26 protein-coding genes are annotated in these 26,016 nt (G+C 73.0%); 13 read left to right on the forward strand and 13 right to left on the reverse strand.

What is annotated here, in order from left to right; translation table 11 throughout:
• Positions 1 to 101: 101 nt before the first annotated feature.
• The gene (locus VKA29_RS16605) at positions 102 to 1,061 is read right to left on the reverse strand and encodes a LysR family transcriptional regulator (protein ID WP_324786525.1); all 960 of its coding nucleotides are present in this window, start codon (positions 1,059 to 1,061) and stop codon (positions 102 to 104) included.
• A 207-nt stretch (positions 1,062 to 1,268) separates the two neighbouring features.
• On the opposite strand from VKA29_RS16605, the gene VKA29_RS16610 reads away from it, so the two are divergent.
• The 4 genes from VKA29_RS16610 (at position 1,269) to VKA29_RS16625 (ending at position 4,286) form a co-directional block, all read left to right on the forward strand.
• A complete protein-coding gene (locus VKA29_RS16610; RefSeq protein ID WP_324786424.1) occupies positions 1,269 to 1,718 on the forward strand; it encodes an ASCH domain-containing protein in 450 nt (149 codons plus the stop codon).
• A 38-nt stretch (positions 1,719 to 1,756) separates the two neighbouring features.
• Entirely contained in the window at positions 1,757 to 2,296 is a 540-nt protein-coding gene (locus VKA29_RS16615; RefSeq protein WP_324786425.1) for an SRPBCC family protein, read from the forward strand.
• Positions 2,297 to 2,486: 190 nt separating this feature from the next.
• Positions 2,487 to 3,380: a phosphorothioated DNA-binding restriction endonuclease gene (locus VKA29_RS16620; RefSeq protein WP_324786426.1), complete on the forward strand. Its 894-nt coding sequence runs from the start codon at positions 2,487 to 2,489 to the stop codon at positions 3,378 to 3,380.
• A gap of 210 nt (positions 3,381 to 3,590) precedes the next feature.
• Entirely contained in the window at positions 3,591 to 4,286 is a 696-nt protein-coding gene (locus VKA29_RS16625; protein WP_324786427.1) for a class I SAM-dependent methyltransferase, read from the forward strand.
• Between the two features lie 325 nt (positions 4,287 to 4,611).
• On the opposite strand, the gene VKA29_RS16630 is transcribed toward VKA29_RS16625, so the two are convergent.
• Positions 4,612 to 6,891: a heavy metal translocating P-type ATPase gene (locus tag VKA29_RS16630; protein WP_324786428.1), complete on the reverse strand. Its 2,280-nt coding sequence runs from the start codon at positions 6,889 to 6,891 to the stop codon at positions 4,612 to 4,614.
• Between the two features lie 98 nt (positions 6,892 to 6,989).
• Entirely contained in the window at positions 6,990 to 7,244 is a 255-nt protein-coding gene (locus VKA29_RS16635; protein ID WP_324786429.1) for a heavy-metal-associated domain-containing protein, read from the reverse strand.
• Positions 7,245 to 7,423: 179 nt separating this feature from the next.
• Between VKA29_RS16635 and VKA29_RS16640 the strand changes: the two genes are divergently transcribed.
• Together VKA29_RS16640 and VKA29_RS16645 are read left to right on the forward strand one after the other, a co-directional pair.
• A complete protein-coding gene (locus tag VKA29_RS16640; RefSeq protein WP_324786430.1) occupies positions 7,424 to 8,476 on the forward strand; it encodes a hypothetical protein in 1,053 nt (350 codons plus the stop codon).
• A gap of 26 nt (positions 8,477 to 8,502) precedes the next feature.
• Positions 8,503 to 8,784, forward strand: a complete 282-nt coding sequence (locus VKA29_RS16645; RefSeq protein ID WP_324786432.1) for a metal-sensitive transcriptional regulator — start codon at positions 8,503 to 8,505, stop codon at positions 8,782 to 8,784.
• A 146-nt stretch (positions 8,785 to 8,930) separates the two neighbouring features.
• Here the strand turns inward: VKA29_RS16645 and VKA29_RS16650 are convergent, their stop codons facing one another.
• From VKA29_RS16650 to VKA29_RS16685, 8 genes are all read right to left on the reverse strand, one after another.
• Complete coding sequence (locus VKA29_RS16650; RefSeq protein ID WP_420718505.1) at positions 8,931 to 9,590, reverse strand: sigma-70 family RNA polymerase sigma factor; 660 nt, start codon at positions 9,588 to 9,590, stop codon at positions 8,931 to 8,933.
• A gap of 159 nt (positions 9,591 to 9,749) precedes the next feature.
• Entirely contained in the window at positions 9,750 to 10,442 is a 693-nt protein-coding gene (locus tag VKA29_RS16655) for a hypothetical protein (protein ID WP_324786434.1), read from the reverse strand.
• Positions 10,443 to 10,557: 115 nt separating this feature from the next.
• Positions 10,558 to 11,436 (reverse strand): universal stress protein, encoded by an 879-nt coding sequence (locus VKA29_RS16660; protein WP_324786436.1) that lies wholly within the window; start codon positions 11,434 to 11,436, stop codon positions 10,558 to 10,560.
• Positions 11,437 to 11,574: 138 nt separating this feature from the next.
• Positions 11,575 to 12,084: a DUF3515 family protein gene (locus VKA29_RS16665; RefSeq protein ID WP_324786529.1), complete on the reverse strand. Its 510-nt coding sequence runs from the start codon at positions 12,082 to 12,084 to the stop codon at positions 11,575 to 11,577.
• Positions 12,085 to 12,551: 467 nt separating this feature from the next.
• Positions 12,552 to 14,033 (reverse strand): HAMP domain-containing sensor histidine kinase, encoded by a 1,482-nt coding sequence (locus VKA29_RS16670; protein ID WP_324786438.1) that lies wholly within the window; start codon positions 14,031 to 14,033, stop codon positions 12,552 to 12,554.
• Positions 14,034 to 14,768: a response regulator transcription factor gene (locus tag VKA29_RS16675; protein ID WP_324786531.1), complete on the reverse strand. Its 735-nt coding sequence runs from the start codon at positions 14,766 to 14,768 to the stop codon at positions 14,034 to 14,036. It abuts the gene before it with no gap.
• Positions 14,769 to 14,854: 86 nt separating this feature from the next.
• A complete protein-coding gene (locus VKA29_RS16680) occupies positions 14,855 to 15,622 on the reverse strand; it encodes an FMN reductase (protein ID WP_324786440.1) in 768 nt (255 codons plus the stop codon).
• Complete coding sequence (locus VKA29_RS16685) at positions 15,619 to 16,746, reverse strand: LLM class flavin-dependent oxidoreductase (RefSeq protein WP_324786442.1); 1,128 nt, start codon at positions 16,744 to 16,746, stop codon at positions 15,619 to 15,621. Before VKA29_RS16685 ends, VKA29_RS16680 begins: the two co-directional genes overlap by 4 nt.
• Positions 16,747 to 16,886: 140 nt before the next feature.
• On the opposite strand from VKA29_RS16685, the gene VKA29_RS16690 reads away from it, so the two are divergent.
• From VKA29_RS16690 to VKA29_RS16705, 4 genes are all read left to right on the forward strand, one after another.
• Positions 16,887 to 17,681, forward strand: a complete 795-nt coding sequence (locus tag VKA29_RS16690) for a helix-turn-helix domain-containing protein (protein ID WP_324786444.1) — start codon at positions 16,887 to 16,889, stop codon at positions 17,679 to 17,681.
• Between the two features lie 157 nt (positions 17,682 to 17,838).
• Complete coding sequence (locus VKA29_RS16695) at positions 17,839 to 18,174, forward strand: YnfA family protein (protein WP_324786532.1); 336 nt, start codon at positions 17,839 to 17,841, stop codon at positions 18,172 to 18,174.
• A gap of 73 nt (positions 18,175 to 18,247) precedes the next feature.
• Entirely contained in the window at positions 18,248 to 19,024 is a 777-nt protein-coding gene (locus VKA29_RS16700; protein ID WP_324786534.1) for an SDR family NAD(P)-dependent oxidoreductase, read from the forward strand.
• On the forward strand, positions 19,024 to 19,170 hold the full coding sequence (locus VKA29_RS16705) for a hypothetical protein (protein WP_324786536.1): 147 nt from the start codon (positions 19,024 to 19,026) through the stop codon (positions 19,168 to 19,170). Before VKA29_RS16700 ends, VKA29_RS16705 begins: the two co-directional genes overlap by 1 nt.
• Before the next feature lie 102 nt (positions 19,171 to 19,272).
• On the opposite strand, the gene VKA29_RS16710 is transcribed toward VKA29_RS16705, so the two are convergent.
• Entirely contained in the window at positions 19,273 to 20,466 is a 1,194-nt protein-coding gene (locus VKA29_RS16710; RefSeq protein ID WP_324786446.1) for an RtcB family protein, read from the reverse strand.
• Positions 20,467 to 20,669: 203 nt separating this feature from the next.
• Here VKA29_RS16710 and VKA29_RS16715 point away from each other — a divergent pair, with 203 nt between their 5' ends.
• The 3 genes from VKA29_RS16715 to VKA29_RS16725 all read left to right on the forward strand — a co-directional run bounded on the left by VKA29_RS16715 (position 20,670) and on the right by VKA29_RS16725 (position 24,039).
• Positions 20,670 to 21,590, forward strand: a complete 921-nt coding sequence (locus VKA29_RS16715) for a DUF3558 domain-containing protein (protein WP_324786448.1) — start codon at positions 20,670 to 20,672, stop codon at positions 21,588 to 21,590.
• 133 nt (positions 21,591 to 21,723) lie between these two features.
• Positions 21,724 to 22,629: a DUF3558 family protein gene (locus VKA29_RS16720; protein ID WP_324786450.1), complete on the forward strand. Its 906-nt coding sequence runs from the start codon at positions 21,724 to 21,726 to the stop codon at positions 22,627 to 22,629.
• A 156-nt stretch (positions 22,630 to 22,785) separates the two neighbouring features.
• Positions 22,786 to 24,039, forward strand: coding sequence for a DUF2637 domain-containing protein (locus VKA29_RS16725; protein ID WP_324786452.1), 1,254 nt, complete (start codon positions 22,786 to 22,788; stop codon positions 24,037 to 24,039).
• 85 nt (positions 24,040 to 24,124) lie between these two features.
• Here the strand turns inward: VKA29_RS16725 and lysS are convergent, their stop codons facing one another.
• Positions 24,125 to 25,894 carry a lysine--tRNA ligase gene (lysS, locus tag VKA29_RS16730; RefSeq protein ID WP_324786454.1) on the reverse strand — a complete coding sequence of 590 codons (1,770 nt, stop codon included), beginning with the start codon at positions 25,892 to 25,894 and terminating at the stop codon, positions 24,125 to 24,127.
• Positions 25,895 to 26,016 lie beyond the last annotated feature (122 nt).

Raw genomic sequence — 26,016 nt, forward strand, 5'->3', positions numbered from 1 at the left:
GTAGCCGACCGGGCCGGAACCCCCGGACAACCGACCGGGCCGGAACCCCGGACAACCGACCTGGCCGGAGCCCCGGACAGCCGACCGGGCCGGCGGCGCGGTCAGTCCTGCGGCACCGGCGCGGTCCGGACCGTCGGCTCCCGGCCTGGCCCGTCCACCGCCTCGCGGGTGGTCCGGCAGTGCTGCCGGACCATGTCGGCGAAGGTGCGGGCGAGCGGGGTCAGCGCGTCCCAGCGGCGGACCGCCCAGCCGACCGGCAGCGGCGGCAGATCGGGCAGCGGCAGGAACCGCAACGGGCTGTCCGGCCCGCCCGCGTCGAGCTGTCCGGGCAGAGCGGGGACGACGGCGTGCCCGACGCCGAGCCCGGCCAGCAGGATGGCCGTGTCCCAGTCGGCGACGCCGGTGTCGGACGTCGGACGGACGCCCAGGCGGGCCAGGGCGGTGTCCAGGTGGGCGCGGGAGAAGGAGTTGGCCGGCAGCCGGATGTGCCTGATGCCGACGAGATCGGCGGCCGTCACCGGAGCGCGCCGGGCCAGCGGATCGTCGGCCCGGACCGCCAGCACCCAGGGCAGTTCCACGACCGTGCTCTGCTCGATACCTGGTGCCGGACGGCCGATGGTCACCCAGGCCAGGTCGACCGCCCCCGTCGCGAGCGCGTCGAAACAGCTGCGCGTGGCGGTCTCCGTCCGGAACTCCAGGCTCGCCCGGGGGTGCCGCGCCCGGAAGTCGACGACCGCCGCGGACATGAAGTGCCGTACCGTCGTCGCACCCGTCGCCACGCGGACCGATCCGGCTTCGCCGCGCGCGAGTTCACCGAGCCGGCGCAGGGCCAGGTCCAGTCCGACGATCCCCTCTCGCGCCGCCTCCTGGAGCACCATGCCCTCGGCAGTGGGCACCACGCCGCGTGACCTGCGCTCCAGCAGCCGTACCCCGGTCGTTCGTTCCAGCCGTTTGACGTGCTGGCTCACTGCGGACTGGGTGCAGGACAGGTCGCGGGCGACGGCGCTCAGGCTTCCCGCCTGACAGACCGCCACGAACACGCGCAGGTCCTCGAAGGTCATCGGCACGCGGGCCACGGTAGCCCGTCCCCGGCCCAAGCCCGGACTGGGAGCTTGTTAAGCAAACCCGAGGATTGACTTGCCTGTTGGCGTCGCCGAGGATCACCGCGGGCCCAGGCGGCAACCCTGCCCCGCTTTCCCTGCCTCGTCCGGACGAAGCAGGGTGCGGCGGGGCGGGTGCCGACCCACCGAGCCGAGAGGAACCCGACCGTGCCCCATGACCTCCCGACGCTTGAACTCGCCTTTCCCGGCCCGGAACGTGACCGTGGTGTGACGGCGATCCTCAGCGGCCGGAAGACCGCGCTCACCGGACTGCTGGAGATCTACGAACACGCCGGAGAAGCGCTGCCGGTGACCGGTCAGCGCTTCTCCGTGCTCGATTCCGCGGGCCGTCCGGCCGTCACGATCGAAGTCGTCGACGTGCGCGTCGTTCCCCTGAAGGAGATCGACGACGACTTCGCCCGCGCGGAAGGGCGCGGCTACTCGGACGCGGCCCAGTGGCGGGCAGCCCACGAGGAGTTCTTCCGGTCCAGCGGCGTGAGCGAGTTCCTGGGGCACACCCCGGTCATCGACGACGAGACCCTCGTCGTCGCCGAACGCTTCCGGGTGGTCGAGCCCGACGCCCCGGACACCGCGCGGCCCGCCGATCCGGCCGGCTGACCGCGGGACCACCGGTACCGGACGATCAAGGAGACGCCATGTCATACGCGGACATGCCCGGCACGCAATGTGAGATCTTCGTCGCCGCGGCGCCGCCCCGGGTCTGGGAGATCGTGACCGACATCGAAGCGCCCGCCCGCTGGAGTCCCGAACTGCAGCGCGCGGAATGGCTCGACGGCGCGGCGGCTCCCGCGCTGGGAGCACGCTTCGCCGGTTACAACCGGCATCCCCTCATCGGTGACTGGCGCACGGTGTCGCAGATCACCGAACTCGCCCCGGAGCGGGCCTTCGCCTGGTGCGTCCTCGACGCGGACGGCCGCTTCGGAACGACGACGCCGGACCCGGCGGAACCGATGGCGACCTGGCGCTTCGCACTCACCCCGGAGGCGGGGGGCACCCTGCTCCGGCAGACCGTACGCATCGGCCCCGGCCGCTCGGGGCTGAGCGCCGCCATCGACCGGATGCCGGAGAAGGAGGACCGTCTCGTGGCCCACCGCCTCGGTGAGCTGCGCGACGGCATGCACGCCACGCTCAACGGGATCAAGGCGGACGCGGAACAGGCACAACAAGCTTCCTGAGTGCGGCACTTGTCCCGGGAACCGGGTTTTCGCCGGGCTCTCGCGGGCCTTCCGGCGCGGCCGGGCGATCACCTCGGAGCCACGGCGGAGCCACCTCGGAGCCACGGCGGAGCCACCTCGGAGCCACGGCGGAGTCTCACCGTCCCGCCCATGTCGTCCGGGCGGGAGCGCCCGTCTACGATCAGCCGCCATGGACTGGCTGGAGCGGATCGCGAAGCTGAGGCAGTGGGGCAGGAGCGGGACCCGCGCTCCGCACAAGCCGCTGCTGCTCCTGTACGCCCTCGGCCGGTTCCAGCGGGACGCCGAGGACGGCCTGCGGTACAGCGCGGTGGAGCAGGACCTGCAGCGGCTGCTGACCGAGTACGGCCCGCCGCACCGGACGACGCCCGCCTATCCCTTCCACCACCTGGTCAGCGACGGTGTGTGGGAGGTGCGCACCGACCGCGGCCCCGGCAGCCCCGGCAGCGGGGTGGGAAACCTCCGGCGGACCGGCGCCGTCGGGCGGCTGGCGCCGGAGCTGCGGGCGGCGCTGCGACGCGAACCCGAACTGCTCGGCCAGGTCGCGCGGTTGCTGCTCGACCTGCACTTCCCGCCCTCCCTCCACGGCGAACTGTGCGAGGCCGTCGGCCTGGAGCTGGAGCCGGCCGAGCTCCAGCAGCCGTCCACGGCACGCAGGCAGCGGGATCCGCGGATGCGGGAGCGCGTCCTGATCGCCTACGAGTACCGGTGCGCCTTCTGCGGTTACGACGGCAGGATCGGCACGGTGCCGGTCGGGCTGGAGGCCGCCCACGTGCGCTGGTGGGCGTTCGGCGGACCCGACGACACCGAGAACGGGCTCTGCCTGTGCTCGCTGCACCACAGACTCTTCGACAAGGGCGTCCTCGGCATGGGGGACGATCACCGCATCCTCGTCTCACAGCGCTTCGTCGGCCACAGCGCCGCCGCCCGCGAGCACGTCACAGCCCTCGCCGGCCGCCCGCTCGTAGGACCACAACCCGGCGCCCGTCCGGTCGCGGCCGCCCACCGCGAATGGCACACCCGTCAGGTCTTCCACGGCGACCCCCGCCCGGCCACGGCCGCCTGACCGCCGCACGCCTCGGGGACCGGCGCAGGGCCGGGCGGGCCGCACGACGGCCTGCCGCGGTGGTCCGCAGCGGGCACCGGTCGGCGCATGCGCACCGTCCCCTGGAACCGGCGTCCCCCGGGCGGATGCTCGGCGGACCCTTGCGCAAGCCACCCGGACGGTGCGGGAACCGCTCCGTGCGGTCGCCTCCTATGCTGAAAGGGGGCCACGGTGTCGGCCGGTGAAGAGGAGCGGAACGCCATGGCGGACGGCGAGCAGCGGCTGGCGGACGCGCAGCGGCGGCAGTGGCAGAGCACCTACACCACGAACCCCGGCATGTACGGCGAGGAACCTTCCGAGCCGGCCGTCCACGCCGCCTCGGTGTTCCGTACGGCCGGGGCCGGGGACGTGCTGGAGCTGGGCGCGGGTCAAGGACGCGACTCCCTGTACTTCGCCCGCGCGGGCTTCACCGTCCGGGCCGTCGACTTCTCCCCCGTGGCCCTGGAACAGCTGCACGAGGCCGCCCGCGCGAGCGGCGTCGAGGAGCGGGTCAGGACCGCCGTGCAGGACGTCCGCGATCCGCTGCCCCTGCCGGACGACTCCGTGGACGCCGTCTTCGCGCACATGCTGCTGTGCATGGCCCTGTCCACCGAGGAGCTGCACGCCCTGGTCGCCGAGGTCCGCCGCGTCCTGCGGCCGGGCGGAACCTTCGTCTACACCGTCCGGCACACCGGCGACGCCCACTACGGCACCGGCACCCCGCACGGCGACGGCATCTTCGAGCACGCCGGCTTCGCCGTGCACTTCTTCGACCGCGATCTGGTCGACGCCCTCGCCGACGGCTGGGTACTGAGCGAGGTCCACGCCTTCGAGGAGGGCGGCCTGCCCCGTCGTCTGTGGCGCGTCACCCAGACCCTGCCCCGCTGACCGGGCCGCCCTCCGGCGACCGGGCATACCGGGAGGGGGTATACAGGTCGTATGACAGCGAAGGACATCGCCCGAGCGGCGGCCAGGACGTCGTGCGGGACGTGGTGCGGATTCGGCACGGCACGGGTGACGTTGGTCCGACAGGTGCTGGGGATGTGTCTGCGTGTGCAGGTCACGCTGGGCAGGCACCCCGGAGGCGGCGCGGGGTGACTCCCGCGGGCCGGACGCGGGAGTACGCGAGAGTACGCGAGAGGGTGAGGGCGACGGGCCCGGAGGCCCGCCGCCCTCACCCTCTGCCTCTGTCTCTGCCTCTGCTGAGGCGTTCTCAGTCCGCTGCCGTGAAGCCGCGCAGCCGCAGGGAGTTGCCGACGACGAAGACCGAGGAGAAGGCCATGGCCGCTCCGGCGATCATCGGGTTCAGCAGTCCCGCCGCGGCGAGCGGCAGGGCGGCGATGTTGTAGGCGAAGGCCCAGAACAGGTTGGACTTGATGGTGCCCAGCGTCTTGCGGGCCAGGCGGATGGCGTCGGCGGCGGCACGCAGGTCGCCGCGTACGAGGGTGAGGTCGCCGGCCTCGATGGCGGCGTCGGTGCCGGTGCCCATCGCCAGCCCCAGGTCGGCCTGGGCGAGCGCGGCGGCGTCGTTGATCCCGTCGCCGACCATCGCCACCGCACGGCCCTCGCCCTGGAGGCGCTTGACGACGTCGACCTTGTCCTCCGGCATGACCTCGGCGATGACGTGCTCGGGGGAAATGCCGACCTCAGCGGCCACCGCCTCGGCGACGGCCCGGTTGTCGCCGGTGAGGAGGATCGGGGTCAGGCCCAGCGCACGCAGCCGGCTGATCGCCTCGGCGCTGCTGTCCTTGACGGCGTCGGCGACTTCGAGGACCGCCCGGGCCTCACCGTCCCAGGCGACGCTGATCGCGGTGCGGCCGGCGGCCTCGGCTGCGGCCTTGGCGCGCGCCAGCCCGACGGGCAGTTCCATGGCCCATTCCCGCAGCAGCTTCTCGCGGCCGACGAGGACGGCGTGACCCTCGACGATGCCCTGCACACCGAGACCGGGAACGTTGGCGAAGTCCTCCGGGGCGGGCAGGGCGCCGACGCGGTCGGCCGCCCCCGCCGCCACCGCCCGCGCGATCGGGTGCTCGGAGGAGTGCTCGAGTGCGCCCGCGAGGCGCAGCACCTCGGCCTCGCCGGTGCCGTCGGCGGTGTGGACGGCGAGCAGGGTCATACGGCCGGTGGTGACGGTGCCGGTCTTGTCGAGGACGATGGTGTCGACCTTGCGGGTGGACTCCAGCACCTCGGGGCCCTTGATGAGGATGCCGAGCTGGGCGCCGCGCCCGGTGCCGACCATCAGCGCGGTCGGCGTGGCCAGGCCCAGGGCGCAGGGGCAGGCGATGATCAGTACGGCGACGGCGGCGGTGAACGCGGCGGCCGGTCCGGCTCCGTTGCCGATCCAGAAGCCCAGGGTGGCCAGCGCCAGCGCGATCACGACGGGGACGAAGACCCCGGAGACGCGGTCGGCGAGCCGCTGGGCGGCGGCCTTGCCGTTCTGCGCGTCCTCGACCAGCTTCGCCATCCGGGCCAGCTGGGTGTCGGCACCGACCCGGGTCGCCTCGACGACCAGACGGCCGCCCGCGTTCAGGGTGGCGCCGGTGACCGGGTCGCCCACACCGACCTCGACGGGCACCGACTCGCCGGTGAGCATGGAGGCGTCGACCGCGGAGGCCCCCTCGACGACCGTGCCGTCGGTGGCGATCTTCTCGCCGGGGCGGACCAGGAAGCGGTCGCCCACCACCAGTTCCGCCGTGGGGATCGTGCGTTCACCGCCGTCCGGGCCCAGCACGGTGACGTCCTTGGCGCCCAGTTCCAGCAGGGCCTTGAGCGCGGCGCCGGCCTTGCGCTTCGAGCGGGCCTCGAAGTACCGCCCGGCGAGGATGAAGGCGGTCACCCCGGCGGCGGCCTCCAGGTAGATGTTCCCGGCGCCGTCGGTGCGGGCGATGGTCAGCTCGAAGGGGTGGGTCATGCCGGGCGTGCCGGCGGTGCCGAAGAACAGCGCCCACAGCGACCACAGGAACGCGGCCGACGTGCCGACCGAGATCAGCGTGTCCATGGTGGCCGCGCCGTGCCGCGCGTTGGTGAAGGCGGCCTTGTGGAAGGGCCAGGCCGCGTAGGTGACGACGGGTGCCGCCAGGGTCAGCGACAGCCACTGCCAGTACTCGAACTGCAGGGCGGGCACCATCGCCATCGCGATGACCGGGACGGCCAGCAGCACGGCCGTGACCAGCCGCTCCCGCAGCGGCCGCAGTCCGTCGGCGGGCTCCGCGTGCCCCGCGCCGGAGGCGCCGGACGCGCCGGACGCGGATTCGGCACGTACCGGCTCGGGTTCGCGGGCGGTGTACCCGGTCGCCTCGACCGTGGCGATGAGGTCCGGGACGGACACGTCAGCGGAGTAGTGGACCTTGGCCTTCTCCGTGGCGTAGTTGACGGTGGCGGTGACCCCGTCCATCCGATTGAGCTTCTTCTCGATCCGGGCGGCGCACGAGGCGCAGGTCATGCCGCCGATGGCGAGTTCCACCTCGGCTGTGTCGGGGACCGTGGTAGCCATCACTACTCCTCGGGCTGATCAGGCAAACGGGACGGTAACGGGACAGTGCGGAGCACGGGGGCCGGGCCCCGGACGGGCCCGGCCGGTGTGCGGGCGTTTCAGGACGCGCGGCCGGTCAGCTCGTAGCCGGCGTCGTCGACGACCTCGGCCAGCAGCGCGTCGTCGGGCTCGTCCGCCGTGGTGACGGTGACCTGGCCGGCCTCGAGGTCGACGTCGACCGCCAGCACGCCGTCCACGGCGCCGATCTCCAGGGCGAGCGTGGCCTTGCAGTGCCCGCAGGTCATCCCGGAGACCTCGTAGACCGTGGCGATGCCTTCGACGGCCGCGGCGGTACCGGTGGTGCAGCAGGACATGGGTTCCTCCAGGACAAGTAGATCGCTTATACCCCCCAGGGGTATTACTGACGTCATCAGATATACCCCCTGGGGGTATGTTTCGCAAGGGCCGCAACCCCTCTTGCATATACCCCCAGGGGGTATATAGTCGGGGTCAGTTCCAGCAGAAGCGGCGACGCCGAGGAGAGAGGCACCTCATGAACACCGGCGTGAAGATCACTGTTTTCGCTGCCGCGCTCGCGGCCACTTTCGGCACCGCGTACGGCGTCGGCGCGGCGATCGACCCCGCCGCCCCGGACCGGGCCCCGACAGCCCACGCGGCACACGACCGCCCGACACCCGCCGGCCACGACGGAGACGACGGACACGACGGACACGACGGCGACGGCCACGGCGGTGACGGCGAACACGGCGGTGACGGCGGTGACGGCGGACACGCGGACACGACCCCGGCGGGTCTGCAGATCTCCGAGGCGGGATACACCCTGGGCCTCGGAACCCCTCGCCTGGCCGCGGGCGAGAAGAGCGAACTCCGCTTCGTCATCCGCGGCCAGGACGGACGGCCGCTGACCTCCTACCGGCGCGAGCACGGCAAGGAGCTCCACCTCATCCTGGCCTCACGCGATCTGGTCACCTACCGGCACCTGCACCCCACACGGGCAGCCGACGGCACCTGGAGCACCCCGGTCGACCTGCCCGCCGCGGGCGCCTACCGCGTCTTCGCCGACTTCACCCCGGACGTCGAAGGCGCCACCGGCCTCACCCTGGGCGCGGACCTCGCAGTCTCCGGCGCCTACAAGGCGGCCGCCCTGCCCCGGCCCGCCGCCACCACGACGATCGACGGCTACACCGTCACCCTGAACGGCGGCCTGCGCCCCGGCGGAGCCGGTGAGCTGACCCTCGCCGTCAGCCGGCACGGCCGCCCGGTCACCGATCTGGAGCCCTACCTGGGCGCGTACGGCCACCTGGTCGCCCTGCGCTCCGGCGACCTCGCCTACCTCCACGTCCACCCGAACGGCGAACCCGGTGACGGCACCACGGAGCCGGGCCCGGAGATCTCCTTCACCGCCACCGCGCCCAGCGCCGGGACGTACCGCCTGTTCCTCGACTTCAAGCACCACGGCACCGTCCGCACCGCGGCCTTCACCGTCCACGCCGGACGGACTCCTGCCGCCGGACGGACCCCTGCCTCCGGCACGCCGAAGCCCGCAAACGGCGAGGAGCACACCGGCGGCGACCACCAGCACTGACCCCGCACCGAGGAGGGAAGCGGCCGATGGCCGGGTACGGCATGCGGAAAGAGGACGTGCTCAAGCGACTGCGACGGGTCGAGGGACAGGTCCGCGGTCTGCAGAGGATGGTGGAGGAGGAGACCTACTGCATCGACGTCCTCACCCAGATCTCCGCCACCACGCGCGCCCTGCAGTCCTTCGCCCTGCAGATGCTCGACGAGCACATGGACACCTGCGTGCGCACCGCCGTGGCGGACGGCAGCGACAGCGGCGACATCAAGCTGAAGGAGGCGAGCGACGCGATCGCCCGCCTCGTGCGCTCCTGACGAACGGCCGGTCGGCCGGTCGGAAGGCTGGACGGCCGGCCGGTCGGCTGGTCGGCTGGTCGGCCGGTCGGCCGGTCGGACGGCGGGAACACGAGGGGCCGGTGCCGACGGGGGCGAGGATGCCGGCACCGGCCCTTCCCCCGTGCTCAGGCCGCCTGCAGCGCGGGGTCGTCCTGGTCCTCCAGCAGTTCCATCAGGGCCGCCCGGGCGCGGGCCACGCGCGAGCGGACCGTGCCGACCGGGCAGTGGCTGACCTCGGCCGCCTCCGCGTACGGCAGTCCGACCAGCTGCGTGAGGACGAAGGCCTCCCGGCGCTCGTCGGGCAGCGACGCCAGCAGGTCGAGCAGGGCGACGCCGTCGTCGAAGCCGGGCAGGTCCTGCGGCTGGACGTTCTCGACGGCCAGTTGCCAGTCCGGCACGTCGCACAGCCGGGGCCTCGCGGAGGCGTACCGGTAGCTGTCGATCACCGCGCGCCGGGCGATGGACAGCAGCCACGCCCGGGCCGACGAACGGCCCTCGAAACGGTGCAGGCTGCCCAGCGCGCGCAGGAACGTGTCCTGCGCGAGGTCGTCGACGGCCTGCGGGTCGCCGCACAGGTGGGCGACGTAGCGCCGCACGTCCCGGTGCAGCGCGCGCACGAAGCGCTCGACGGCGTCCGCGTCGCCGCCGCGGGCGGCCAGCGCCCAGGCGGTGATCGAGTCGTCGCGCGACGCCGTCGCGTCACCCGCGCCGCCGTCGTCGCTCGCGCCGCGTCCGCCGCTGTTGTCTCTCGTGCCGCGCGGGGCGGGCAGGACAGGAGTGATCACGTGGTGTCCTTCTCGTCGTCCGTGATCCGGACCGGGGCGCGCGGGCGGCGCGGGGCGGTCCGGTGAAGTGGGGAGACGGCCGTACGGCGCCCGCAGCGGCGGGCCTACGGCCGGTGCCCGGGGCGCGGCACGGGGGCCGCTCCGGGAAGCCGGCTGTCGTCAGACGACAGCGGTCCCCACGGGCGGACCCCGGTGAGTGATCGCGTGGACGAGGAGAAGACGCGGCGCCCGGTCGGGGGCGTGGCGGCGCACGCGTGGGCGCGGGCGGTCGGCGACCGCGGGCAGTACGACGAGCAGCAGCCGCAGCGGCGCCGCGAGCCATCCGGCGACGGCGCGCAGGATGCGGAAGGCGGCCTTCTCGCCGTACGCCAGCCACAGTCCGCACAGCAGCGCGGCCAGCAGGTGGGCGGCGAGCATGCCGAACGACGACGAGTCGCCCGCCGAGGGAGCCAGGTGCCCGTGATCCATGTGGCCCAGGTGGCTCATGTGCCCCATGTCCGTGGAACCCATGGAACCCATGGCCATGGAGCCCATGTCCGTCGAGCCCATGTCCGTGGCGGCAGCGCCGCCGGCGCCCGCGGAGGACGTGCCCCCGCTCGCCGGCTGGGCGAGCGAGAACGCCGTGTGCAGGCCCGCCTGAGCGGCGACCACGACCGCCACGATCAGCGGCAGCCCGCGCTCACGGCCGGCCAGCGCCCAGCCCCCGGCGCCGGTCACGGCCGTACCGGCGACGAGCGTCCAGGCGGGCACGTGGTGGCCGGACATCATGACGTGGCCCAGGGAGGCGAGCAGCACGCACACGGCCGCGAACACCGCGGCCCGTATCGCGCGAGACCACCACCCTGCTGTCATGGCGTCTCTCATCCTCGCATCCGCACATCCCCCATCATCCGTGGGTACGGGCGGGGTGCGGGTGGCGCACTCGGCACGCGGGGTGTGATCCTGCCCACGAGCGCGTTCTCCCCGCTCACGCCTCGCCGCGGACGACGGCGACCGGACAGGCCGCGTGGTGCAGCAGCGCCTGGCTCACGGAGCCCAGCAGCAGGCCCGTGAAGCCGCCGTGCCCGCGGGCGCCGACGACCACCAGTTGCGCCTCCTGGCTGGCCTCGATCAGGGTCGAGCGGACACGGGCGCGCACCAGGCGCCGGTCGACGGCGACCTGGGGCCAGCGCTTCTCCCACGGCTCCAGCGTCTCGTCCAGCAGCCGCTGCTCCGCCTCACGGAGGTGTTCGAGGTCGACCATCACGTTGAGCGGGTCGCCGGGGCCCTGGGCGGCGCCGTCGGTCCAGGTGTTCCAGACGTGCACGGCCAGCAGTCCCACCCCACGCAGCGACGCCTCGGCGAAGGCGAACTCGACCGCCCGCTCGCCCGCCGGCGAGCCGTCGACGGCGAGCAGCACGGGAGCGGCCGGGTCGGGCCTGCCGCGGACCACGAGCACCGGGCAGCGTGCGTGGGCCGCCAGGTGCACGGCCGTGGAGCCGAGCAGCAGCGTGCCGAACGCCCCCAGTCCACGGCTGCCGACGACGACCAGCGAGGCGGTGCGCGACTCGATCTCCAGCACCATCAGCGGCTCGCCGACGGTGACCTCGCGGGCGATCTCCAGGTGCGGCGCGACCTCGCGCGCCCGCTCCTCGGCGCGGGTCACCGTGCCGTCGACCATCTCCCGCACGCCCGCCGCGGCCGGGTTCCACGGCGGCACGCCGGGCGGCACCCGGCCGGAGGGCCAGCCGAAGGCGTGCACGAGCCGCAGCCCGGTCCCGCACCGCTCCGCCTCCCGCGCCGCCGCCTCGACCGCCTCCATGCTGGACGGCGAGCCGTCCACGCCCACCACGACCGGTTTCGTCATGCCGCACCTCCGGCGATCGGGTCCGTCGCCGGCGTCGTCGCCCGCGTCCGCTGCTCCCTCCCACCTTCCGCCAACACGCCGCACACCGCATGGGCCGGACGGCCCCTACGGACGCACCGGCCCACACCGCCGGAACGGTCACAGCACGTCGCCGTCCCCCACGCACTCGGCCCGCCGACGGATGGGCCGGACCGTGCGGCTCAGCTCGACCAGCACCGCGTCGACGCCCGTGACCCGGCCGGCGACGGAGATCTCCACCGCGGGGTCGCGCCCGTAGGTGACCAGGACCCTGCGACCTTCGCGGGAGGCGGACTGGTCCCAGACCCAGTCCACACCGTCCACGTCGATACAGGGGTCGACGGTCGCGGGCGGCGGCCGGAGTCCGCAGCGCAGGGTCACCGCACCGTCGCCCCAGACGGCGACCCCCGGCCGGCTCGTGCCGGACAGCCGCCGACCGTCGAGGACCGCCGGGTAGTCCCCGGCGATGCGCGCGCACTCCGGGGCGTCGCCCCGCGCCGCGGCACCGGGCACGGCCGGCTGCCCCGCGGTTACGGCGAGTACGGCGAAAACGGCGCCGGTGGCCAGGCCGGCGCCGGTCAGGGCGACAACGGCCGGGGCGACCCTCCTGAGCCTCCGCCGCAACAGCATGATCACGTCACTGCTCCTTCCCCCGCCGGGCAGTCTGCCACCGGCCCGCCCCAGCCGGCCCCTGGCCCTGGCCGCCGGCACATCGCCCCCGGCCGTCGGCCCTCGCCCCCTGGTCTCCGGTACGCCCGCCTGCCCCGCGTTCCTCTCCCCGGCCACGGCGGGCACCGCGCTCGTGGGCGGCGACTGCCACGCCGGACGCACGGCCTCGGCCCGCACCGGATGACGCCAGGGGCGACCGCGGCGAGGTCCGGCGCGGACACCGCGCGCCGGACACCCCGGGGGCCCCACCCCACGTCGGACCGCGCCGGACACCCCGGGGGCCCCACGTCGGACCGCGCCGGACACCCCGGGGGCCCCACGTCGGACCGCGCCGGCCCCCGCTCAGAACCCCCAGCCGGACCCCAGCCGAGCCACAGCCGGACCCCAGGCCCGGCTCCACGCCCGGCTCCACGCCCGGCCGCCCCGTGTCAGCCCGGTCCCCCGGCCCACACGCCTGCCGTCGGTGCGCCGCCGACCGTGAAGCCGATCACCGATCCGCCCCCGGTCCGCCGGTAGGCGAACGGGGCGCCGCCGTGGGCCAGGGCCACCTCCCGCACGATGGACAGGCCGAGGCCGGAGCCAGGCAGGGCGCGGGCGTCGGCGGCGCGGTAGAAGCGGTCGAAGATGCGCATCAGGTCGGCGTCGGCGACACCGGGACCGCGGTCGAGGACCTCGATGCGGACGGGACCGGTGGGGACGTCCCCGCCGGAGCGGGGCCCGGTGCGCGGGAGGCCCGGGCCGGTGACGTCGATCTCGATGGGCCCGGTGCACTCGGGATCGAACTTGGCCGCGTTCTCGACCAGGTTGGAGATCGCCCGGGTCAGCATGCCCGGCCGCCCGGCCGTGCCGGTGTCGCCGGCCGCCCGTACGACGATCTCCCGTCCGGTGCGCCGCCGGGCGAGCCCCGCGACGTCCTCGGCGAGGTCGGCGAGGTCGACGCGCTGCGGCGGCTCGGTGTCGGACTGGCCGGCCGCCAGGTCGACCAGCTCGTTGACCAGGTCGGTCAGCTCGCGGGCCTCCTGGGACAGATCGGCCACCAGTTCCTCGCGGGTGGCGGGCGGGAGCTCGTCGATGCGGCGGAGCAGCGAGATGTTCGTCCGCAGCGATGTCAGCGGCGTCCGCAGTTCGTGCCCGGCGTCCTGGACCAGGCGCCGCTGGTCCTCCTCGGACTGGGCGAGCCGCCCCAGCATCCGGTCGAAGGCCCGGCCGAGGCGTCCGACCTCGTCGTACCCGGTGACGGGCACCTGGACGTCGAGCTGCCGGGTCCGCGCGACGTCCTCCGCGGCGGAGGTGAGCACGACGAGCCGGCGGGTGATGCGCCGGGCCAGCCACCAGCCGACCAGGCCCGCGGCCGTCACGATCGCGGCCATCAGGGTGAGCGTGCGCTGCTGCAGCGCCCGCAGCAGGTCCTCGGTGTCGCTGAACTCCTGCGCCACCTGCACCGCGCCCCGCCCCTGGCCGAGCGCGACGGTGGCGACGCGGTAGACGTCCGCGCCGACGTCGACGTCCCGGTGCTCGGCCAGGGCCCCGGCGTCCGGTGCCGCGGCCACGGCGCGGTCCGCGGAGGTCACCGGCAGTCCCGGCCGGCCGGGGTCGACGACCGTGCCGTCCGGCCCGAGCACCTGCACGTCCGTGCGGGCGGGCCGCACCACGTCGTGGCCCGGCGCCGAGGAGGAGAAGTCCTCGGTCGTCATCCGGTGCCGGCGCACCTCGTTCCGCACGTCCTGCACGACCTGGTCGAACACGGACTCCTGGTCGACGCGCACCAGCCGGGCGGCGGCGCTGTACGACAGGACGCCGACGAGGACGGTGACGGCGGCGGTGACGGCCGCGAACGACACCGCGAACGTGGTCCGCAGCGACACCAGCCCGGGCCGCCTGATCGTGGGCAGCCGTCCGAGGCGGCCCACTCAGTCCTCCCGCAGCACGTAACCCACGCCGCGCACCGTGTGGATCAGCGCGGGCGCGCCCGGCTCGTCGAGCTTGCGGCGCAGGTAGCCGACGTACACGGCGAGGTTCTTGGAGCCGGGCCCGAAGTCGTAGCCCCAGATGCGGTCGTAGATGGTGGAGTGGTCGAGGACGATCCCGGTGTTGCGCACCAGCAGTTCCAGCAGCTCGAACTCGGTGCGGGTGAGTTCCAGCTCGCGCTCGCCGCGCCAGGCGCGCCGCGCCTGCACGTCCATGCGCAGTCCGGCCGCCTCGATCTGCCGGTCGGGGACGGCCGGCTCCCTCGGCACGCCGGCCGGCGTGGCGGCCGCCGCGGAGCCCGCCGCCACGGGCCCGGGATCAGGGCTGGTGCGGCGCAGCAGCGCCCGCAGCCGGGCGAAGACCTCCTCCACGTCGAACGGCTTGACGACGTAGTCGTCGGCGCCCGCGTCCAGGCCCGCGATGCGGTCGGCGGTCTCGACCAGGGCGGTCAGCATCAGGATCGGGGTGCGGTCGCCCTCGGCGCGCAGCACCCGGCACACCTGGAGTCCGTCGATGCCGGGCATCATCACGTCCAGGACGAGCACGTCCGGCGGCGTCTTGTGGGCCTGGGCCAGTGCCTCGACGCCGTCGGCGACCGCGGTGACCCGGTAGCCCTCCAGGGTCAGGGCGCGCTCCAGGGCATGGCGGATGGCGCGGTCGTCTTCGGCGAGCAGCACGGTGTGGGACACGGCTTCAGTGTGCCAAGGCGCGCGGCACCTCAGCGGGGGCGGGCCTGTCCGCGACCACCCTTTTTACCGGGCTCTCACCGTCGCGCCCGTGTCGTTCCCGCGCCGGGCGCGCCGGGCGCGCCGGCCGCTCCGGCCGCTCCGGCCGCGCCGGTGGGCGACAGCGCCGCGAGCTGCTGCGCGAACGGCACCACCGCAAGACCGCCCCCGGCGGGGCGGACGGCCCGGAAACCGTCGCCGACCGGGCCCCCGGCCGGAACACCGTCCCCGGCCGGGCGGACGGCCGGAACACCGTCCCCGGCCGGAGAACCGTCCCCGGCCCGGCGGCCGGCCGGCAGCGCGCGCGTCAGGGCCGCCAGCTCCCCCGCCGCCCGCTCGATCCGTCCGTCCAGGCCCTCCGCGCCCCAGTCCTCGGAGGCGGCGTACACGCCGGTCGGGACGATCAGGGCGCGCAGGTGGGCGAAGAGGGGGCGCAGGGCGTGTTCGAGGACCAGGGAGTGGCGGGCGGAGCCGCCGGTCGCCGCGATCAGCACCGGCGTGCCCGTGAGCGCGTCCCGGTCGAGCACGTCGAAGAAGGACTTGAACAGCCCGCTGTACGACGCCGAGAACACCGGCGTGACGGCGATCAGCGCGTCGGCGTCCGTCACCGCCTCCAGCGCGGCGGCCAGGTTCCGGCCGGGGAACCCGTTGGTGAGGTGGTGCGCGATCTCCACGGCGAGTTCGCGCAGTTCGACGACGCGCACGTCGGCCGGGGCCTGCCGGCCCACCGCGGCGGCCAGCCGGTCGGCCAGCAGCCGGGTGGACGAGGGCACGCTCAGCCCCGCCGAGACGACGACGAGCCTCATGCGACGGACTCCTCCTTCTCCTGGACCCCGGCCTGGACCTGGACCTGGTCCTTCCGGGCGGCGGCGAGCAGGGACGCGTGGGTCGGCGCCTCGGGCACGTCGGCCGGACGTCCCTTGGCGAACTCCTCGCGCAGCACCGGCACGACCTCCTCACCGAGCATGTCGAGCTGCTCCAGCACGGTCTTCAGCGGCAGCCCGGCGTGGTCCATCAGGAACAGCTGGCGCTGGTAGTCGCCGGCGTAGTCGCGGAAGGCGAGCGTCTTCTCGATCACCTGCTGCGGGGAGCCGACGGTGAGCGGGGTCTGCGCGGCGAAGTCCTCCAGCGACGGCCCGTGCCCGTACACCGGCGCGTTGTCGAAGTACGGCCGGAACTCGCGGACCGCGTCCTGGGAGTTGCGGCGCATGAACACCTGGCCGCCGAGCCCGACGATCGCCTGTTCGGGCGTGCCGTGCCCGTAGTGGGCGTAGCGCTCCCGGTACAGCTCGATCATCTGCTTGGTGTGGTCGGCGGGCCAGAAGATGTTGTTGTGGAAGAAGCCGTCGCCGTAGAAGGCGGCCTGCTCGGCGATCTCCGGGGAGCGGATGGAGCCGTGCCACACGAACGGCGGTACGCCGTCCAGCGGGCGGGGCGTGGCGGTGAAGCCCTGCAGCGGCGTACGGAACTTCCCCTCCCAGTTCACGACGTCCTCGCGCCACAGGCGGCGCAGCAGGGCGTAGTTCTCGATGGCGAGGTTGATGCCCTGGCGGATGTCCTGCCCGAACCAGGGGTAGACGGGGCCGGTGTTGCCGCGGCCCGTCATCAGGTCCACCCGCCCGTCGGCCAGGTGCTGGAGCATCGCGTAGTCCTCGGCGATCTTCACCGGGTCGTTGGTGGTGATCAGCGTGGTGGACGTGGACAGGATCAGGCGCTCCGTCCTCGCCGCGATGTAGCCGAGCATGGTGGTCGGCGAGGACGGCACGAACGGCGGGTTGTGGTGCTCGCCGGTCGCGAAGACGTCCAGGCCGACCTCCTCGGCCTTCAGGGCGATGGCGACCATGGCCTTGATGCGCTCACGCTCGGTCGGCGTGCGGCCCGTGGTCGGGTCCGGGGTGACGTCGCCGACGCTGAAGATGCCGAACTGCATGGTCGCCCAACCTCCAAGTTGTTGACTGTTCAACTATACCGGCAAACCAAGGCCCCCCACGCCGTATTCCCGGCCCGCAGCCCCAGGCGCACCCACCGCGCGGGCACCCGGCTGTCGGTGCTCCGTCCTACGATCCCGGTATGGCCGCACCACGCCGTGACACCCGGGGCATCGTCGACGCCGCGGGACTCTTCGCGCGCGTGGACTTCCGCCGCCGCGAGCCCGCCGAACCCCTTCGCCTCCACCTCGAGCACTACTGGCTGATCGACTACGACCTCACCCAGCCGTACGCCTCGCACCTGGTCCCGCACCCGTCGGTCAACATCGTCTTCCAGCGCCTGTCCGGCCAGAAGCCGTTCGCCGAGGTGGCCGGCATCGGGCTGGAGCTGTTCACACAGAAGCTGGAGGGCAGCGGCCGGGTGTGCGGGATCCAGTTCCGGCCGGGCGGCTTCCGGCCGTTCTTCCCCGACCGGCCGGTGAGCGCGTGGACGGGCCGGCGCGTCCCGCTCCCGCGGGCCGACACCGCGGCCGTCCTGGACCCGGACGACGAGGACGCCCGGGTCGCCGCCCTCGACGCCTTCCTGCTCGGCCTCGGCCCCCGCCCCGACCCCCAGGCCGACCTCGCGATGGCCCTGGCCGACCGCATCCGCACCGACCGCACCATCCGCCGCGTCGGCGACTTCGCCCGCGCCGAGGGCATGTCCGTACGACTCCTGCAGCGCCTGTTCGCCGCGTACGTCGGCGTCGGCCCCAAGTGGGTCGTCCTGCGCTACCGCATCCACGAGGCCCTGGAACGCGCCGAGACCGACCGGGACGTGGACTGGGCCCGCCTGGCCGCCGACCTCGGCTACGCCGACCAGGCCCACCTGGTCCGGGACTTCACGGCGACGGTGGGCGTCCCGCCGACGGCGTACGCGACGCAGCGCGTGCGCTGAGACCCCAGGCCCCCGCCCGCCCGGGACGCCGGGACGCCCGACGCCGGGACACCCGACGCCGGCAGTGCCGACGCCGCGGGTGGCCGAGACGTACGCCCTGGAGGACGCCAGGGCCCACGCCGTCTTCGATGGCACCGCCTGTGGCACGCTGCGCGGCATGTCGATCCTCCGCTCCGCCGCCCTGTTCGCCGTCGCCGCCGTCCTGGAGATCGGCGGCGCCTGGCTGGTCTGGCAGGGCGTACGCGAACACCGCGGCCGGCCGTGGATCGTCGGCGGTGTCCTCGCCCTCGGCGCGTACGGCTTCGTCGCCACCTTCCAGACCGACACCCACTTCGGCCGCGTCCTCGCCGCGTACGGCGGCATCTTCGTCGCCGGCTCGATCCTGTGGGGCATGGTCGCCGACGGCTACCGCCCCGACCGCTGGGACGTCACCGGCGCGCTGGTCTGCCTGGCCGGCATGGCGGTGATCATGTGGGCGCCGCGGAACCGGTAGCCGGGCTCTATACCCTGTAGTCACCTGTAGTCGGCAACGATCGTTCGAAATGACGCGTCCCCAGGAGCAGCCCATGGCCACCGCCGTACCGTCCGCCGCGTCCCGCATCGCCGTCGTCACCGGCGCGAGCAGCGGTATCGGCGCCGCCACGGCCCGGCGGCTCGCCGCGGCCGGCTACCGGGTCGTACTGACCGCCCGCCGCAAGGACCGCATCGAAGCACTCGCCGAGGAGATCGAGGCGGCCGGGCACTCGGCGACGGCGTATCCGCTGGACGTGACGGACCGCGCGGCGGTGGACGAGTTCGCCACCGCCTTCCGCACGGTCGGCGTGCTGGTCAACAACGCGGGCGGCGCGCTCGGCGCCGACCCCGTCGCCACCGGCGACCCGGCGGACTGGCGCACGATGTTCGAGACGAACGTCCTCGGCACGCTGAACCTCACCCAGGCGCTGCTGCCGAAGCTGATCGCGAGCGGCGACGGCACGGTCGTGATCGTCTCCTCCACCGCCGGCCTCGCCACGTACGAGGGTGGCGCGGGCTACGTCGCCGCCAAGCACGGCGAGCACGTCCTCGCCGAGACCCTGCGCCTGGAGATCGTCGGACAGCCGGTCCGGGTCATCGAGATCGCGCCCGGCATGGTCAAGACGGACGAGTTCGCGCTGACCCGCTTCGGCGGCGACGAGGCGAAGGCCGCCAAGGTCTACGAGGGCGTCGCCGAACCCCTGACCGCGGACGACGTCGCCGACACCATCACCTGGGCGGTCACCCGGCCCAGCCATGTCAACGTCGATCTCCTGGTCCTGCGCCCGCGCGCCCAGGCGTCGAACACCAAAGTGCACCGGGAGCTGTGATGCCGACCGCGGACGACGCCGAGCAACGACGCCTCGCGCTGGAGAAGAAGCGCGAGCGCTACGTCTGGTACTACCTCGGCTACTTCCTCTTCGGCATCCACGTCGTCGCCTTCGTCATGATCTTCGCAGTGATGCACGCGAAGTAGGCACACGAAGCAGGCACACGAAGCAGGCACACGAAGCAGGCCGGGGCCCGCGGAGCGACGCGGTCCGCCGGCGGAGGGACGCGGTCCCGCCGCCGACGGGCCTCAGCCCTTGACGCAGACGACCTGCTTCAGCTTCGCCACGACCTCCACCAGGTCCCGCTGCTGCTCGATGACCTGCTCGATCGGCTTGTACGCGGCCGGGATCTCGTCCACGACGCCGGAGTCCTTGCGGCACTCCACGCCCCGCGTCTGCTCCTCCAGGTCCTTCGCCGAGAAGCGGCGCTTGGCCGCGTTGCGGCTCATGCGCCGGCCGGCGCCGTGGGACGCCGAGTTGAACGCCTTCTCGTTGCCGAGACCCTTCACGATGTAGGAACCCGTGCCCATCGAGCCGGGGATGATCCCGTATTCGCCGGAGCCCGCACGGATCGCGCCCTTGCGGGTGACCAGCAGGTCCATACCGTCGTAGCGCTCCTCGGCCACGTAGTTGTGGTGGGCGCTGATCTCGGGCTCGAAGACCGGCTTCGCCTTCCGGAACTCCTTGCGGATCACGTCCTTGAGGAGCGCCATCATGATCGAGCGGTTGTACTTCGCGTACTCCTGCGCCCAGAACAGATCATTGCGGTACGCCGCCATCTGCGGGGTGTCCGCGATGAACACGGCGAGGTCGCGGTCGACCAGGCCCTGGTTGTGCGGGAGCTGCTGGGCCACGCCGATGTGGTGATCGGCCAGTTCCTTGCCGATGTTGCGGGAGCCGGAGTGCAGCATCAGCCAGACGGAACCGGTCGTGTCCGTGCAGACCTCGACGAAATGGTTGCCGCTGCCGAGCGTTCCCATCTGCTTCCCGGCACGTTCCTGACGGAACTTGACCGCCTCCGCCACACCGCCGAACCGCTGCCAGAAGTCGTCCCACCCGGCCGTCGCGAAGCCGTGCAGGCGGGCCGGGTCGACCGGGTCGTCGTGCATGCCCCGCCCCACCGGGATGGCGGCCTCGATCTTCGAGCGCAGCCGCGACAGGTCACCGGGCAGGTCGTTCGCCGTCAGGGACGTCTTCACCGCCGACATGCCGCAGCCGATGTCGACGCCCACCGCCGCGGGGCAGACCGCGCCCCGCATGGCGATCACGGAGCCGACCGTCGCGCCCTTGCCGTAGTGCACGTCCGGCATGACCGCCAGGCCCTTGATCCACGGCAGGGTCGCGACGTTGCGCAGCTGCTGCAGCGCTCCGTCCTCGACGGTCGCCGGGTCGGTCCACATGCGGATGGGTACCTTGGCCCCGGGTATCTCCACGTATGACATGACGTCCCCATTCCCCCGAAAATGAACAGAAGCCCGAAATCGCAAAACCGGTGCCAAGGTCGACGAAAGGGATGACGGACCGGCGTCCACGGCCATGCGTGCGATAGACATTGTGTTCTGGGAGCGCCCCCGTGCGGCAAGCGAATAACCAGCGGGGACACTGTGATCACCGGACACCACCCACCGTCGAGAGGGGCCTGACCGTGCTGCGGAAGGCGTACGTACCCGGCGTCGCCGCGCTCCTCGCGGCGCTGCTGACCGGCTGCACCGGCGGCTCGGGCGGCGGCACCCCGACGGACGACGCCAATCCCGGCGAGGCGGGCACCGCGACGGCCGCGGCCCAGCCGGGCCGGTACCGCACGCTCCCGGAGCCGTGCGGCGCGGTCGGCCAGGGCACCCTCGACTCGCTGCTGCCCGGGATCAAGGAGATCACGGACGAGGACCAGCGGGAGAAGGCGTACGCGGGCGAGGCGACGCTGACGTACGACACCGACCGCAAGGTCGGCTGCCGCTGGAAGGTGCAGTCGGCGGCCGCGACCGACCATCTGCTCGTCGATCTGGAGCGGGTGGTGTCGTACGACAACTCCGTGAGCGACGACAGCCAGGCGCAGGACCTGTTCGCGGCTCTGCGGGCGGCGGCCGACCTCCCCGAGCCGACGGGTTCCGCCACCGCCGACACGGCCGAGAGCACCTCCAAGGCCACGTCCGAAGCCGGCTCCAAGACCGGCTCCAAGACCGCGTCCGAGGCCACGTCCGAAGGCAGGTCCACGGGCACCTCCAAGGGCACGTCCGACGGGAGCGCCGGTCCCAGCGCCGCCACCGGCGCGGGCGCGGGCTCCGGCGCCGCCGAGCCGGGCGCCTCCTCCTCCGTCACCCCGTCCGACCTCCAGCCCCGCCTGCTCGACGGCCTGGGCGACGAGGCGTTCCTCGACGACGAACTCGACAGCTCCGGTTCGACGGCCCAGCGGCGCACGGTGACTGTGGCGTTCCGCACGTCGAACGTCATCGTCACCATCGAGTACGAGGAGCAGCCGGCGGCCGTCGGCGTCGTCCCGGACAGCAAGGAAATGCAGGACAAGGCCCGGAAACTGGCCGCCCAACTGGCCGACGCACTGGCCGGTTAGCACCCTTCACCCGCCCCCGCCCGCCCGCCGGCGAAGCGCGCGAAGCGGAAACGCACACCTGTCCCACCGCGTACCGTGGCCCCTCGGACCCGATCCGACCGCAGGAACCACGAGCGTCATGAGTGAAGGAACCATGCAGCGACCAGCACAGCGAGACCGGCGGAACGAGCGAGACCAGCGAGCGAGGGGCAGGGGCCGCACCCTGGTCTGCGCGGCGGCGGTGCCGGTGATGCTGATCGTCGCCGGCTGCTCCTCGGACTCCGGCTCCGACGACGGCGGCGACAAGAACCCGGGCGGCGCGACCGCGTCGGCGTCCGCGAGCCCGTCGCCGACGGTACCGGCGGCGGCGTACTCCGAGCTGCCGAAGTCGTGTGACGTGCTGTCGAAGAAGACCCTGACCTCGCTCGTGCCCAAGGGCGCGAAGTCGGGCAAGGAGGGCACGTCCGACGACACGGCGACGCGGGCGAGTTGCTCCTGGAACAGCCTGGACAACAACGGCGTGAAGGGTTCGCAGTTCCGCTGGCTCAACGTCTCGCTGCTGCGCTTCGACTCGGACGTCTCGCGCGGCGAGGGCGACAAGCAGGCGCACGCGTACTACGAGAAGCAGATAGCGGACGCCCAGTCGGTGGCGGGCGCGAAGAACACGAAGTCGCAGCCGGTCTCCGGGACGGGCGACGAGGCGACGTCGGTGCGCTACGACCTGAAGAAGAAGGAGGGATCCTTCAAGCAGCAGACGGTCGTGACGCGGGTGGAGAACGTCGTCGTCACCGTCGACTACAACGGCGCGGGCCTGGCCGGCGACAAGACCCCGAGCGCCGACACGCTGATGAAGCTCGCCGAGAAGGCGGCCAAGGAGGCGGTGGCCGCGGTGGCGGCGGCCAACGGCGACGGCGGCGGCACGGATGCGGGCACGACGAGTCCCTCGCCCACGAAGTCCGCCTCGAAGCCGTCGTCCGCGTCACCGTCCAAGTCGGCGTCCGCGTCGGCGTCGAAGGCCGTGAAGGCGTCCTCGTCCGCTACAGCGTCGAAGAAGAGCTGACTGTCACACCCAGGTGCCCAGGCGCAGCTCAGCCCCGCTTTCCGACGGAGCCCGGTCCCCCTCGCGGGCCGGGCTCCCGGCGTACCGGCACCATGTCCGCCGTACACATGTGCCACTCTGTTGCGCGCAACAACACGCAAGGGGAGGGGAGTACGGGTGGCCGCGCCACTGCAGCTGACTCGGATGCACCGCGTTCTCATCGGCGTGGTCGTGACCGGCGCCGTGATCATCGCCGGCATCGGCTTCGCCGGTTCCTACGCCGCCGTCCGCGAGCTTGCGATCAAAAAGGGCTTCGGGAACTTCTCCTACGTGTTCCCGATCGGCATCGACGCGGGCATCTGCGTCCTGCTGTCCCTGGATCTCCTCCTGACCTGGATCCGTATCCCGTTCCCGCTGCTGCGTCAGACCGCCTGGCTGCTGACGGCGGCGACGATCGCCTTCAACGGCGCGGCCGCCTGGCCGGACCCGCTCGGCGTCGGCATGCACGCGGTGATCCCGGTGCTGTTCGTGGTCGCGGTGGAGGCGGCCCGGCACGCGATCGGCCGGATGGCCGACATCACGGCCGACAAGCACATGGAGGGCGTCCGCCTCACCCGCTGGCTGCTCTCACCGGTCCCGACGTTCCTGCTGTGGCGGCGGATGAAGCTGTGGGAGCTGCGCTCCTACGAGCAGGTCATCAAGCTGGAGCAGGAGCGGCTGGTGTACCAGGCGCGGCTGCGGTCGCGGTTCGGCCGGGCGTGGCGCAGGAAGGCCCCGGTGGAGTCGCTGATGCCGCTGAGGCTGGCCCGGTACGGGGTCCCGCTGGCCGAGACGGCCCCGGCGGGGCTGGCGGCGGCGGGCATCGAACCGGCGTTGCTGCCGCCGGCTCCCGCGCCGGAGCCGGCCCCGGCGCCGGTGCCGCAGGTCGCCGCGCCGGCGGTCCGCTCGGTGGAGGCGGCGCCCGCGCCGCAGCCGGTGCCCGGCCCGGACGAGAGCCCCTGGCTGCACGCCCGGCACCCGCAGGAGATCGAGTACCACGGCGACTACGACCCCACGTACGACCCCGAGCAGTACGCCCAGTGGATCGCGGAGCAGCAGCAGGCCGAGCAGTACCAGGAGCAGTACGTCGAGGAGCCGTTCGCCGAGGAGCCGTCCCCGGAGGAGACCGGCAGCTTCCCCATCCCGGTGAGCCCGGGCCGCACGCGGGAGCTGGGCGAGGGCGGCGGCCCGCCGGAGCCCAGCGAGGACGCGTACTACCAGGTCTTCCGTGAGTCGATAAAGAGCGGGAACGGAGCGCCCACTCCCCGCGGGTTCATCGCGGACGTGGAGGCGACGTACGGCATCATGCTGCCCGAGGCGGACGCCAAGCGCATGGTGAACCGCTTCTCCAACCGCCTCAACGCGGAACTGACGGACGAGCACATCGCCTGACCCGTGCGCGGGTGAGCGCAGGGGAAAGGGGCCCTCTCGGTGAGGGCCCCTTTCCCGTTGCCTTCCGGTGCCGTCCGGCCGCCGGCTACTCGCCGAGCAGGCGCCGCACCCGCTCCTGGCCGACCGCCAGCAGCAGCGTGGGCAGCCGCGGACCGGTGTCCCGGCCCACCAGCAGGTGGTACAGCAGCGCGAAGAAGGACCGCTGGGCGGTCTTGATCTCCGGCGGCAGTTCCTTGGGCGTGGCGTCGGCGGCGAAACCGGCCTGGACCTTGGGCACGCCGTAGACGAGGTGCGTCAGGCCGTCCAGCGACCAGTGCGACTCCAGGCCGTCGAGCAGCAGGCGCACGGACTGCTGGGAGGCCTCGTCGAGGGACTTCAGCAGTTCGGCGTCGGGCTCGTCGCGCACGATGGTCCGCTGGTCGGCGGGCACGTGCGTGTTGATCCAGGCCTCGGCCCTGTCGTAGCGGGGCCGCGCCTCGTCCAGGGAGGCGAGCGGGTTGTCCGGGTCGAGCTCGGACAGGATCCGCAGCGCCTGGTCCTGGTGGCCGGCGGTGATGTCGGCGACCGACGCCAGCGTCCGGTACGGCAGCGGCCTCGGCGTCCTCGGCAGCTCACCGCTCGCCGTGCCGACCGCGCGGGCGTGCGCGGCGAGGTCCCCCGGCAGCGCGGAGCCTCCCCCAGTGCCTGACGCCTGGGAGGTGCCCCCAGCGACCTTGGCGTCGAGCTTGTCCCACTCGTCGTAGAGGCGCTGGATCTCCTGGTCGAAGGCGATCTTGAAGGACTGGTTGGGCCGGCGCCGGGCGTACAGCCAGCGCAGCAGCTGCGGCTCCATGATCTTCAGGGCGTCGGCCGGGGTCGGCACCCCGCCGCGCGACGACGACATCTTGGCCATGCCGCTGATGCCGACGAAGGCGTACATCGGCCCGATGGGCTGCTTGCCGCCGAAGATGCCGACGATCTGGCCTCCCACCTGGAAGCTGGAGCCCGGCGAGGAGTGGTCGACGCCGCTCGGCTCGAAGATCACGCCCTCGTACGCCCACCGCATGGGCCAGTCGACCTTCCAGACCAGCTTGCCGCGGTTGAACTCGTTGAGCCGGACGGTCTCGGAGAAGGCGCAGGCGGTGCAGCTGTACGTCAGCTCGGTCGTGTCGTCGTCGTAGGACGTGACCGTCGTCAGGTCCTTCTCGCAGTTGCCGCAGAACGGCTTGTACGGGAAGTACCCGGCGGAGCCGGAGGAGCCGTCGTCCTCGGACGCGGCGCCCGAGCCCTCCTCGGCCTGCAGCTCGGCCTCGTCGACGGGCTTCTGCGTCTTCTTCGCGGGGGCCTTCTTGGTCCGGTACTGGTCCAGGATGGCGTCGATCTCCTGCCGGTGCCGCATGGCGTGCAGGATCTGCTCGCGGTAGGCGCCGGAGGTGTACTGCTCGGTCTGGCTGATGGAGTCGAACTCCACGCCCAGCTGGGCGAGCGAGTCGACCATGGCGGCCTTGAAGTGCTCGGACCAGTTCGGGTGCGGCGAGCCCTTCGGCGCGGGCACGGAGGTCAGCGGCTTGCCGATGTGCTCCGCCCAGGTCTCGTCGACGCCGGCGATCCCGGCCGGCACCTTGCGGAACCGGTCGTAGTCGTCCCAGGAGATCAGGTGCCGGACCTGGCGGCCGCGGCGGCGGATCTCGTCGGCGACCAGGTGCGGGGTCATGACCTCGCGGAGGTTGCCCAGGTGGATGGGGCCGGACGGGGAGAGACCGGACGCGACGACGACCGGTTTGCCCGGGGCCCGACGCTCCGACTCCTCGATGACCTCATCCGCGAAACGGGAGACCCAGTCGGTGGTCTCGGTGCTCTGAGCCACGATCGGCACGTCCTTCTTTCTGAACGGGGTGACACCCCATTCTCACAGACCGGATCGCGCACGGGAAAACCGCTTTACCCCCCATGGGATACTGAGTGTGTCTATCCATCCCCACGAGGAGAACGGCACCC

The organism is Streptomyces sp. H51, from assembly GCF_035656535.1.
Lineage (GTDB): Bacteria > Actinomycetota > Actinomycetes > Streptomycetales > Streptomycetaceae > Streptomyces.

Bases quoted from the DNA above. Each gene is read 5' to 3' on its own strand.
- VKA29_RS16690 (WP_324786444.1), top strand. From the start codon at position 16,887: ATGGCCGCACCACGCCGTGACACCCGGGGCATCGTCGACGCCGCGGGA.
- VKA29_RS16680 (WP_324786440.1), bottom strand. From the start codon at position 15,622: ATGAGGCTCGTCGTCGTCTCGGCGGGGCTGAGCGTGCCCTCGTCCACC.
- VKA29_RS16645 (WP_324786432.1), top strand. From the start codon at position 8,503: ATGGCCGGGTACGGCATGCGGAAAGAGGACGTGCTCAAGCGACTGCGA.
- VKA29_RS16695 (WP_324786532.1), top strand. From the start codon at position 17,839: ATGTCGATCCTCCGCTCCGCCGCCCTGTTCGCCGTCGCCGCCGTCCTG.
- VKA29_RS16630 (WP_324786428.1), bottom strand. From the start codon at position 6,891: ATGGCTACCACGGTCCCCGACACAGCCGAGGTGGAACTCGCCATCGGC.
- VKA29_RS16640 (WP_324786430.1), top strand. From the start codon at position 7,424: ATGAACACCGGCGTGAAGATCACTGTTTTCGCTGCCGCGCTCGCGGCC.
- VKA29_RS16660 (WP_324786436.1), bottom strand. From the start codon at position 11,436: ATGACGAAACCGGTCGTGGTGGGCGTGGACGGCTCGCCGTCCAGCATG.
- VKA29_RS16635 (WP_324786429.1), bottom strand. From the start codon at position 7,244: ATGTCCTGCTGCACCACCGGTACCGCCGCGGCCGTCGAAGGCATCGCC.
- VKA29_RS16620 (WP_324786426.1), top strand. From the start codon at position 2,487: ATGGACTGGCTGGAGCGGATCGCGAAGCTGAGGCAGTGGGGCAGGAGC.
- VKA29_RS16655 (WP_324786434.1), bottom strand. From the start codon at position 10,442: ATGACAGCAGGGTGGTGGTCTCGCGCGATACGGGCCGCGGTGTTCGCG.
- VKA29_RS16685 (WP_324786442.1), bottom strand. From the start codon at position 16,746: ATGCAGTTCGGCATCTTCAGCGTCGGCGACGTCACCCCGGACCCGACC.
- VKA29_RS16605 (WP_324786525.1), bottom strand. From the start codon at position 1,061: ATGACCTTCGAGGACCTGCGCGTGTTCGTGGCGGTCTGTCAGGCGGGA.
- VKA29_RS16665 (WP_324786529.1), bottom strand. From the start codon at position 12,084: ATGCTGTTGCGGCGGAGGCTCAGGAGGGTCGCCCCGGCCGTTGTCGCC.
- VKA29_RS16720 (WP_324786450.1), top strand. From the start codon at position 21,724: ATGCAGCGACCAGCACAGCGAGACCGGCGGAACGAGCGAGACCAGCGA.
- VKA29_RS16700 (WP_324786534.1), top strand. From the start codon at position 18,248: ATGGCCACCGCCGTACCGTCCGCCGCGTCCCGCATCGCCGTCGTCACC.
- VKA29_RS16615 (WP_324786425.1), top strand. From the start codon at position 1,757: ATGTCATACGCGGACATGCCCGGCACGCAATGTGAGATCTTCGTCGCC.
- VKA29_RS16705 (WP_324786536.1), top strand. From the start codon at position 19,024: ATGCCGACCGCGGACGACGCCGAGCAACGACGCCTCGCGCTGGAGAAG.
- VKA29_RS16710 (WP_324786446.1), bottom strand. From the start codon at position 20,466: ATGTCATACGTGGAGATACCCGGGGCCAAGGTACCCATCCGCATGTGG.